Source organism: Sphingomonas sp. CCH10-B3, assembly GCF_001556185.1.
In the GTDB taxonomy this organism is placed as follows: Bacteria; Pseudomonadota; Alphaproteobacteria; order Sphingomonadales; family Sphingomonadaceae; genus Sphingomonas; species Sphingomonas aquatica.
In genome coordinates this window covers 23,733-32,547 of sequence record NZ_LSIJ01000008.1, presented here as the reverse complement: position 1 = coordinate 32,547, position 8,815 = coordinate 23,733, and the positions used below count along the sequence as shown (strand labels likewise).

Sequence of the window (8,815 nt, the reverse complement as noted above, 5' to 3'; positions counted from 1 at the left end):
ATGCCGCACCGCCGCCGCCACAACCGCAAAAGGCCGCGACCGGCGCAGGCTTGGGTTCGGGCGGCTTGGGCGAAGGTGGCTCGGGCGCGGCCTTTTGCGGTTGTGGCGGCGGCGGTGCGGCATCCTCCGGCGGGCCGGGATCGGGCGCCTGCGAGGGTGCGGGTTCGGCGACCGGCTTGGGTGCGCTCGATTGCAAGCCGATATCCTCGACCAGCGACACATCGACCGACGGCGGCGGGGGCGGTGTCGGCGTGCGGCGGCTGAGCAGGCTCACCGACAAGGCGCCGACCAGCCCGATATGAAGCAGAAGCGCGGCGCCAAGGCCGATCTGGTCGCTGCGGTCCATCGCGCGCTCACCGCGCCCGCAGGCCAAGAGGCAGCGCGGCGATCACTGGCCCTTCGCCACCGTCACCAGCGCGACCTTGTTGAGCCCCGCGCGGTTGAGCTCGCCCATCACCGCGATCACCTTGCTATAGGGCAGCTCGCGGTCGGCGCGGAGGTACACCTGCGGCGGCTCGCCCGGCGTCTTGGCGACCAGCTGCGCGAGCGCATCGGGCAGCAGCGCGTCGCTGACCTCGACATCGTCGACGAACACCGTGCCGCGCGCGTCGATCGCGATCCGCGTTGGCTTTGCCTGTTGGTCGAGCGGCTTGGCGCGGCTGTCGGGCAGGTTGACCGGCACGCCCGCCGTCATCAGCGGCGCGGTGACCATGAAGATGATCAGCAGCACCAGCATCACGTCGACCATCGGCGTGACGTTGATGTCCGCCATCGGCGCGCGCCGCCCGCGCCCCCGCTGCGAAGGCAGCATCCCGGCCATCAGCGCCGCCCCACCGGCGTTTCGAGCTGGCGCGACAAGGTCGCGTGGAAGCTGTCGGCAAAGCGGTTGAGCCGCGCTTCGATCCGGTTGATGCGGTGGCTGAAGCGGTTGTAGGCGATCACCGCCGGGATCGCCGCGAAAAGCCCGATGGCGGTGGCAAACAATGCCTCGGCAATCCCCGGCGCGACCACCGCGAGTGAGGTACTCTGCGCCTGCGCAATGCCGCTGAAGCTGCGCATGATGCCCCAGACAGTGCCGAACAGCCCGACGAACGGCGCCACTGCGCCGACCGTCGCAAGGATGTTCAGCCGGTCCGCGAGCTTGTCGACTTCGGTCGCGACCGCCGCGCCCATGCTCGTCGCCAGCCGCTCGCGCGTGCCTTCGCGGTCGATCGTGCCGCCCGCCGTCGATCGGCGCCACTCGGCGACCCCGGCGGCAAACACCCGCGCGACCGGGACATCGTCATCGCCGCGCAGCCGGTGAAAGGCATCGACATCCTCGGCCTTGGTGAAATCACGCTCGAACGCCGCACCGCGCTTGGCGACGCTGCCCAGCTTGAACGTCGCCGACAGGATGATCCCCCAGGTCCAGACGCTGGCCACCAGCAGCCCGACCATCACGACCTTCACGACCGGATCGGCCTGCAGGAACAGCGCGATCGGCGACAATGTGGTTGCATCGGTGTTGAGTGCGAAGGTCATGCGTCTCCCTTAAATCCGTTTTCATCGTCCGGCGCCCAGACCAGCGGGCGAAAAGCATCGATCCATGCCCGGGGTTGCCGCCGTGGCCGCCCTTCGGGGGCGACAAAGGCAGCGGTGACCTCGGCGTCGGCCAATATCAACCCGTCGCGCATGACTCGTTGATGAATGCGGCACGATGCGGGGCGCACCGCGATCAACCGGCTGGCGACGACAACGGCATCATCGAGCCGGGCAGGCGCGCGATAGCGGATCGCGAGTTCGGTCACCGCATAGGCACCCTCGCCCGCGTCATGCGCGGCGCGCTGGTCGATGCCGGCCAGCCGCAGCATGTCCGACCGCGCCCGCTCCATCCAGCGCAGGTAATTGGCGTGATAGACGACGCCCGACAGGTCAGTGTCTTCGAAATAGACGCGAATGCCCAAGCGATGCTCGCGGTCGTCGAAGCGGCCTTGGGCGGGCTGGTCGGTTTGGGGCGCGGCCATCGCGCTGGCTGTTAACCGACTATTTCCGACATTAGAACCCCGTCCGGCGGTTCAGTCGAACAGCCCGTCCTGGCTGCCGGGCGGCGGATTGAGCCCGATATGGCTCCACGCGAGGCCGTTGAGGCAACGCCCGCGCGCGGTGCGGGCGACGAGGCCGAGCTGGATCAGATAGGGCTCGATCACTTCCTCGATCGTGTCGCGCGGTTCGCTCAGCCCTGCGGCAAGCGTTTCCACGCCTACCGGCCCGCCGCGGTAAATGTCGGCGATCATCGTCAGATAGCGCCGGTCCATGGCGTCGAGGCCGAGCTTGTCGACTTCGAGCCGGTTGAGCGCGGCGTCAGCCGCGCGCGCGTCGACGATGTCGTGTCCTGCGGCATGGGCGAAATCGCGCACCCGGCGCAGCAGCCGTCCGGCGATGCGCGGTGTGCCGCGCGCCCGCCCTGCGATCTCGGCGGCGCCATCGGGCGAAATGGCGAGGTTGAGCAGCCCCGCCGCGCGCGTCACCACGCGGGTCAGCTCGGCAACGGTGTAGAAATTGAGCCGCACCGGAATGCCGAAACGGTCGCGCAAGGGGGTCGTCAGCAACCCCTGCCGCGTGGTTGCGCCGACGAGGGTGAAGCGCGGCAAGTCGATCCGCACGCTGCGCGCCGACGGCCCTTCGCCGATCATCAGGTCGAGCGCTCGGTCCTCCATCGCCGGATAGAGGATTTCCTCGACCTGCGGCTGGAGCCGGTGGATCTCGTCGATGAACAGCACATCGCCATCCTCGAGATTGGTGAGCAGCGCCGCCAGATCGCCCGACTTGGCGATCACGGGGCCGGAGGTGGCGCGAAAGCCAACCCCCATCTCGCGCGCAATGATCTGCGCGAGCGTCGTCTTGCCCAGCCCCGGCGGCCCGAAAAACAGCACATGGTCGAGCGCCTCGCCCCGCGCCCTGGCAGCGGCAATGAACACGCGGAGGTTATCGCGCGCCGCCTGCTGCCCGACAAATTCGTCGAGCGATTTCGGACGCAGGGCTGCATCGACATCGTCAGGCGCGCGCGCGGGGGAGAGGAGGCGGTCGTCGGTCATTCTGCCTGTCCAAACGCGGTGCGTCGATCCTGCGCCTGATGAAGGATACGAATGATGACGATGCCTTGTGTGTCGAGCTGGAAGTAGATGCGATGCAACCTGTAGCTGAAACTGCGAACGCCGATGCCCAAATCGGTTTCTTCCACACCGACGCGCGGACGGTCGCCCAAAAGATCAAAGGCCTTACGCAGTCCCTGCAGATAATCCCGAGCAATTGCAGGGCCGTGCGCTGCCTTGCTGTAAACCCTTATGTCGCGAAGATCCTCCTGCGCACTCGCCGCCAGCCGGACCCTAGCCACGCAGATCAGGATCCTCGGCAATAATCTCGTCGAGGACGTCCCGAGCATCGCGATCGATGATGCCCGACGCAAGGCCCTCTGCAATCATCGCTCTCAGCCAAGCTCTTTCGTCCGACGCCGTTTCCAGATCACGCCGCACCAGATCGCGCAGATAATCGCCCGCATCCGCGTAGCGGCCCTGTGCCACCTGCGCATCGATCCAGCTTTTGAGGTCCGGCGGCATCGTGAACGACATGTCGGTCATGCCCGCATCATAGGCCAAGGGCACGCCAAGTCCAGATTGGCGCGCGCTGCTCGGACGCGCTCAACGGCTATTTCGGCGCGCTCAGCGCGATGCGATTGCCTTCGCTGTCCTCGATTTCGGCGACGAAGCCGAACGCGCCGACATCCTTTTTGTCGTAGAGGATTTTCGCTCCCCGAGCCCGTGCGCGCTTCAACACGGCGTCGATGTCGGCGACGCGAAAATAGACGATCGCGCCGGTCTTGCCCGGCACATAGACATCGCCCTTCACCAGCGCCCCGCTCGCCCCCGCCGCGCCTTCGGTCGCGGGGAACATTGCCATGTCATAGCCGTCGATCGTCTGGCGCTCGAAATCCAGGCCGAGCAGATCGGCGTAAAAGGCGGTCGCCCGGTCGAGGTCCATCACCGGGATTTCGACATAGGCGATGGGGTTGGCGGTCATCGGTTTCTCGCGCGGGTTGGCCGGGGCTGTCGCGAAAGACAAGGCCAACGCCGCCAGCGTTGCAAGCCCGATCCTCATTTCGCCGCCTTGCGCAGTGCCAGCCGCACCAGCGCGTCGAGCCCGGCGCCTGCCCCCAGTTCCTCCTCCGCCGCCGCGACCGCAGCGCTCGCCTCGGCAGGGCGGAAGCCGAGGTTGAGGAGCGCCGACACCGCGTCCGCGCTCGCTCCCTTCGGTGCCGCCACAGCGACGCCCGCGCCGACGACTACGCCGCCCGCCGCATCCTTCAGCTCGCGCACGATTCGCTCGGCGAGCTTCGGGCCGACGCCGTTCGCGCGCGCGACCATCGCCTTGTCCTGCGCGCCGATCGCTCGCGCCAGTTCCGCCGGGTCGAGCGTCGACAGGATGGCGAGCGCCACCCGCGCGCCGACCCCCTGCACCCCCGTCAGCAACCGGAACCAGTCGCGCTCGGCTGCGGTCGCAAAGCCCGCCAGCCGGATGAAATCCTCGCCCACCAGCATTTCGGTGTGGAGCATCACGGCCTCGCCGACCGGGCCGATGCTGGCGAGCGTCTTGGCCGATGCGCCGACCAGATAGCCGACGCCGCCGACGTCGATCACCGCGCTGTCGATGCCGGTCGAATGCAGCCGCCCTTTGAGATGCGCGATCATCGGCTCTTGCTAGGGGCAGCGCGGGCGACTGTCACCTGACTTGTCGCGCGCGCGCGGAACGGGCAGTGCTGCGCCAAAAGCGAGAGGGATCAGGATGCCGACCGATATCGAGATAGCCCGCCAGGTCACGCTGCGACCGATCGCCGATGTCGCGGCGCAAGCGGGCATCCCCGCGGCGGCAATCGAGCCCTATGGCCGTGCGAAAGCCAAGATCGACATCGGCGAACTCCCTGCCCCCAAGGCGCAGGGCAAGCTGATCCTCGTCACCGCGATCAACCCGACGCCGGCGGGCGAGGGCAAGACGACGACGTCGATCGGTCTCGCCGATGCGCTCAACCTCACCGGGCGGCGGACGATCCTCGCGCTGCGCGAACCCTCGCTCGGCCCCTGTTTCGGCACCAAGGGCGGGGCGACCGGCGGTGGCCGCGCGCAGGTGGCGCCGATGGTCGACATCAACCTGCACTTCACCGGCGATTTCCACGCGATCACCGCCGCGCACAATCTGCTTGCCGCGATGATCGACAACCACATCCACTGGGGCAATGCGCTTGACATCGACGTGCGCCGGGTGACGTGGCGGCGCGTGCTCGACATGAACGACCGGGCGCTTCGCGACATCGCCCAGTCGCTCGGCGGCGTCGCCAATGGTTACCCGCGCGAGTCGGGGTTCGACATCACCGTCGCGTCCGAGGTGATGGCGGTGCTGTGCCTTGCCGAGGACATGGCCGATCTGCAGGCGCGACTCGGGCGGATCATCGTCGCCGAGACGCGGTCGCGCCAGCCCGTCACCGCGCGCGACCTGAAGGCCGATGGCGCAATGGCGGTGCTGCTGGCCGAGGCGATCAAGCCCAATCTCGTCCAGACGCTCGAGGGCAATCCGGCGATCATCCACGGCGGGCCGTTCGCCAATATCGCGCATGGCTGCAACTCGGTGATCGCGACGCGCGCGGCGCTCGGTCTGGCCGATTATGTCGTCACCGAAGCCGGGTTCGGCGCGGACCTTGGCGCGGAAAAATTCTTCGACATCAAGTGCCGCCAGGCGGGCCTCACCCCGGCGGCTGCGGTCATCGTCGCGACGGTGCGCGCGCTCAAGATGAACGGCGGCGTCGCCAAGAGCGATCTCGCCGCCGAGGATGTTGCCGCCGTCGAACGCGGGGTCGTCAATCTCGTCCGCCATATCGAGAATGTCCGCCAGTTCGGCATGCCCGCCGTCGTCGCGATCAACCATTTCGGCGGCGACAGCGATGCCGAGATCGCGGTGATCGAAGCCGCATGCGAAGCGCACGGCGTCCGCGCGATCCTGTGCCGCCACTGGGCACAAGGCGGTGCGGGCGCGACCGAGCTTGCCGAAGCGGTCGCCGCACTCGCCGAGCGCGGCAATGACTTCGCCCCGCTCTATGGCGACGAGCTTCCCCTGCTCGACAAGATCCGCAGCGTCGCAACGCGCCTCTACCGCGCCGCCGACATCGCGCCTGCCGCGAGCGTCACCGCGCAGCTCAAGCGCTGGGAAGCCGCCGGTTTCGGCCATCTGCCGGTGTGCATGGCGAAGACGCAGTACAGCTTTTCCGCCGATCCCACCCTGCTCGGCGCGCCCGAAGGCCATATCCTGCCGATCCGCGAAGTCCGGCTCGCGGCCGGCGCGGGCTTCGTCGTCGCGATCTGCGGCGAGTTGATGACGATGCCCGGCCTGCCGCGCACCCCCGCGGCCGAAGCCATCGGCCTCGACCCGAATGGCGAGGTCGAAGGGCTGTTCTGACGATGCTCTTTCCGCCCACCCGGGCCGCAGCGCGCGACCGGCTGGCGTCGTTCGTGCCCGGCGCCGGGGCCGGCTATGCCGATGGCCGCAACCATGATCCCGGCCCCGATGCCCCCGGTGCGGTGTCGCGACTGTCGCCCTATGTCCGCTACCGGATGCTCACCGAGGCCGAGATCGTCGCTGCCGTGCTCGCGCGCCACCGCTTCGAGCCGGCCGAGAAATTCGTCCAGGAAGTGCTGTGGCGCACCTATTGGAAGGGCTGGCTGGAAATGCGGCCCGCCATCTGGACGCGCTTCGTCGAGGAGCGCGACCGCCAGCGCGAGACCTTTCCGGCGGCGCGCGCGCTTGCGCAGGCGGAAAGCGGCACGACCGGGATCGAGGGTTTCGACGACTGGGCGCGCGAGCTAGTCGCGACCGGCTATCTCCATAACCACGCCCGGATGTGGTTCGCCTCGATCTGGATCTTCACCTTGCGGCTGCCCTGGGCGCTGGGCGCGGATTTCTTCCTGCGCCACCTGATCGACGCCGACGCCGCCAGCAACACGCTGTCGTGGCGCTGGGTCGCGGGGCTGCAGACGGTGGGCAAGACCTATCTGGCCACCACCGACAGTATCGCGCGCTACACCGGCGGGCGGTTTGCGCCGAAAGGCCTGGCGCTGGAGGCAGCGGCGCTTACCGAAGCGCCGATCCCAGCCCCCGCCGCCCTACCGGTGCGCGCGAAGTTCGATCCGACCAAAGCGGCACTGCTGCTGGCCACGCCCGAGGATCTCGCGCCCGAAACCCAGTTCGGCCCGGACAAACCGTTCGTGGCAGCGCTGGTCGCCGCCGATCCGCGCCTGTTGTGGGGTGAGCGCGCGCGCAGCTTCGTGGCGGATGCCGCCGCCGACGCCGCCGCGCGACTCTCCGCGCCCGTCGTCGAGCGGCTCGACGCGCCGACGCTGATTGACGCCGCGCGCGCTGCCGATGTCCGCCAGATCGTCACCCCCTATGCCCCGGTCGGCCCGACGGCGGATGCGCTTGCGGCCGTCGCCATCGAGCTGGCGCGCGAGGGGATCACGCTTGCGCAGGTGCGCCGCGATTGGGACAGCCGCTTCTGGCCGCACGCGACGAAGGGGTTCTTTGCGTTCAAGGAACGCATTCCTGCCGAACTGCACAGTCTCGGCCTGACATGATGCACCGCCAACCTTCCCCAACCCGGCCAAGTCGAAGGATGATTCCGATGCGCCTCCCCCGCCCGCTCGCCAGCCTTGCGCTCCTCGCCACGATCGGTGCAGCGCCACCTGCCGCGCCCCGCGAGCCGATCTACATGGGCGGCGACCTGTCCTATGCGAACGAAATGCGCGATTGCGGCGCGGTCTATCGCGCGGGCGGCAAGCCGGTCGATCCGTTCGTGCTGATGAAGCAACGCGGCGGCAATCTGGCGCGCATCCGCATCTGGAACGATCCCAAATGGACGCGCTACAGCACGCTCGCCGATGTGAAAGTCTCGATCGCCCGCGCGCACAAGGCGGGGCTGCAAGTGCTGCTCGACTTCCATTATTCGGATGACTGGGCCGATGGCGACAAGCAGAACCCGCCCGCCGCCTGGGTCGGCCTAACCGACGCGCAACAGGCGCAGGCGCTCCACGACTATACCAGGCGAGTGCTCGACACGCTGGCGCGCGAAAAGCTCTGGCCCGAACTCGTGCAGGTCGGCAACGAAACCAATCCCGAACTCGCCGCGGGGCCGAAAAAGGGCATCAACTGGTCGCGCAACGCGCTGCTGCTCAACGCCGGGCTGAAGGCGGTGCGCGAGTCGGCCAAGGCCGCGGGCAAGCCCGTGCAGACGATGCTCCACATCGCCCAGCCCGAAAATGCCGAGCCGTGGTTCGCCGCCGCGCGCCAAGCGGGCGTCACCGATTACGACATGATCGGCCTCAGCTATTACCGCAAATGGTCGAAGGAGAGCGTCGCCGGTCTTGCCGCGACGATCACCCGGCTGCGCGCGACCTATGGCAAGCCGGTGATGGTGGTCGAAACCGCCTATCCCTTCACCACCGACAATGCCGACGAATCGGCCAATCTGCTCGGCGCCGACTCGCTCGATCCGGCCTATCCGGCGACGCCCGCGGGCCAGCGCGCCTATCTGATCGATCTCACCCGCGCGGTGTTCAAGGCGGGCGGCAACGGCATCAATTACTGGGCGCCCGATTGGGTGTCGACACGCTGCGGCACGCGCTGGGGCAAGGGATCGGGCTGGGAGAACGCCGCCTGGTTCGATTTCCACAACCGGCTCGAAGCGCTGCCGGTGATGGACTTCCTCGCCGAGCGTCCGGCGGACGCGCGCCGGTAACGG

General features: G+C 68.3%; 11 protein-coding genes and 1 pseudogene. 3 read left to right on the top strand and 9 right to left on the bottom strand.

Annotated elements, in window-relative coordinates:
* From AX672_RS01945 to ruvA, 9 genes and pseudogenes are all read right to left on the bottom strand, one after another.
* Window positions 1-346 (bottom strand): annotated as a pseudogene (locus AX672_RS01945) (cell envelope biogenesis protein TolA); the annotation flags it as partial.
* 42 nt (window positions 347-388) lie between these two features.
* Complete coding sequence (gene tolR, locus AX672_RS01940; RefSeq protein WP_066647373.1) at window positions 389-820, bottom strand: protein TolR; 432 nt, start codon at window positions 818-820, stop codon at window positions 389-391.
* On the bottom strand, window positions 820-1,521 hold the full coding sequence (gene tolQ, locus AX672_RS01935; protein WP_066647370.1) for a protein TolQ: 702 nt from the start codon (window positions 1,519-1,521) through the stop codon (window positions 820-822). Before tolQ ends, tolR begins: the two co-directional genes overlap by 1 nt.
* A complete protein-coding gene (locus tag AX672_RS01930) occupies window positions 1,518-2,003 on the bottom strand; it encodes a YbgC/FadM family acyl-CoA thioesterase (RefSeq protein WP_066647367.1) in 486 nt (161 codons plus the stop codon). Before AX672_RS01930 ends, tolQ begins: the two co-directional genes overlap by 4 nt.
* 51 nt (window positions 2,004-2,054) lie before the next feature.
* Window positions 2,055-3,074, bottom strand: a complete 1,020-nt coding sequence (gene ruvB, locus AX672_RS01925; RefSeq protein ID WP_066647365.1) for a Holliday junction branch migration DNA helicase RuvB — start codon at window positions 3,072-3,074, stop codon at window positions 2,055-2,057.
* The gene (locus AX672_RS01920; protein WP_066647363.1) at window positions 3,071-3,373 is read right to left on the bottom strand and encodes a type II toxin-antitoxin system RelE/ParE family toxin; all 303 of its coding nucleotides are present in this window, start codon (window positions 3,371-3,373) and stop codon (window positions 3,071-3,073) included. The genes ruvB and AX672_RS01920 overlap by 4 nt, the downstream gene beginning before the upstream one ends.
* A complete protein-coding gene (locus tag AX672_RS01915; RefSeq protein WP_231731120.1) occupies window positions 3,366-3,617 on the bottom strand; it encodes a type II toxin-antitoxin system ParD family antitoxin in 252 nt (83 codons plus the stop codon). Before AX672_RS01915 ends, AX672_RS01920 begins: the two co-directional genes overlap by 8 nt.
* Window positions 3,618-3,684: 67 nt before the next feature.
* Window positions 3,685-4,056 carry a VOC family protein gene (locus tag AX672_RS01910; protein WP_066647360.1) on the bottom strand — a complete coding sequence of 124 codons (372 nt, stop codon included), beginning with the start codon at window positions 4,054-4,056 and terminating at the stop codon, window positions 3,685-3,687.
* 74 nt (window positions 4,057-4,130) lie between these two features.
* Window positions 4,131-4,724 (bottom strand): Holliday junction branch migration protein RuvA, encoded by a 594-nt coding sequence (gene ruvA, locus AX672_RS01905; protein WP_066647358.1) that lies wholly within the window; start codon window positions 4,722-4,724, stop codon window positions 4,131-4,133.
* A gap of 94 nt (window positions 4,725-4,818) precedes the next feature.
* Between ruvA and AX672_RS01900 the strand changes: the two genes are divergently transcribed.
* Genes AX672_RS01900 through AX672_RS01890 form a run of 3 tightly spaced genes read left to right on the top strand, consistent with a single transcriptional unit; the run spans window position 4,819 to window position 8,812 of the window.
* Window positions 4,819-6,480 carry a formate--tetrahydrofolate ligase gene (locus AX672_RS01900; protein ID WP_066647355.1) on the top strand — a complete coding sequence of 554 codons (1,662 nt, stop codon included), beginning with the start codon at window positions 4,819-4,821 and terminating at the stop codon, window positions 6,478-6,480.
* Window positions 6,481-6,482: 2 nt separating this feature from the next.
* Window positions 6,483-7,652, top strand: a complete 1,170-nt coding sequence (locus tag AX672_RS01895; RefSeq protein ID WP_066647352.1) for an FAD-binding domain-containing protein — start codon at window positions 6,483-6,485, stop codon at window positions 7,650-7,652.
* Window positions 7,653-7,699: 47 nt separating this feature from the next.
* On the top strand, window positions 7,700-8,812 hold the full coding sequence (locus AX672_RS01890) for a glycoside hydrolase family 53 protein (RefSeq protein WP_066647385.1): 1,113 nt from the start codon (window positions 7,700-7,702) through the stop codon (window positions 8,810-8,812).
* Window positions 8,813-8,815: the final 3 nt, after the last annotated feature.

What these genes read in the sequence shown, in the direction of transcription:
- tolR (WP_066647373.1), bottom strand. Translation starts at nt 820, where the DNA reads ATGGCCGGGATGCTGCCTTCGCAGCGGGGGCGCGGGCGGCGCGCGCCG.
- tolQ (WP_066647370.1), bottom strand. Translation starts at nt 1,521, where the DNA reads ATGACCTTCGCACTCAACACCGATGCAACCACATTGTCGCCGATCGCG.
- AX672_RS01930 (WP_066647367.1), bottom strand. Translation starts at nt 2,003, where the DNA reads ATGGCCGCGCCCCAAACCGACCAGCCCGCCCAAGGCCGCTTCGACGAC.
- ruvB (WP_066647365.1), bottom strand. Translation starts at nt 3,074, where the DNA reads ATGACCGACGACCGCCTCCTCTCCCCCGCGCGCGCGCCTGACGATGTC.
- AX672_RS01915 (WP_231731120.1), bottom strand. Translation starts at nt 3,617, where the DNA reads ATGACCGACATGTCGTTCACGATGCCGCCGGACCTCAAAAGCTGGATC.
- AX672_RS01910 (WP_066647360.1), bottom strand. Translation starts at nt 4,056, where the DNA reads ATGACCGCCAACCCCATCGCCTATGTCGAAATCCCGGTGATGGACCTC.
- ruvA (WP_066647358.1), bottom strand. Translation starts at nt 4,724, where the DNA reads ATGATCGCGCATCTCAAAGGGCGGCTGCATTCGACCGGCATCGACAGC.
- AX672_RS01900 (WP_066647355.1), top strand. Translation starts at nt 4,819, where the DNA reads ATGCCGACCGATATCGAGATAGCCCGCCAGGTCACGCTGCGACCGATC.
- AX672_RS01895 (WP_066647352.1), top strand. Translation starts at nt 6,483, where the DNA reads ATGCTCTTTCCGCCCACCCGGGCCGCAGCGCGCGACCGGCTGGCGTCG.
- AX672_RS01890 (WP_066647385.1), top strand. Translation starts at nt 7,700, where the DNA reads ATGCGCCTCCCCCGCCCGCTCGCCAGCCTTGCGCTCCTCGCCACGATC.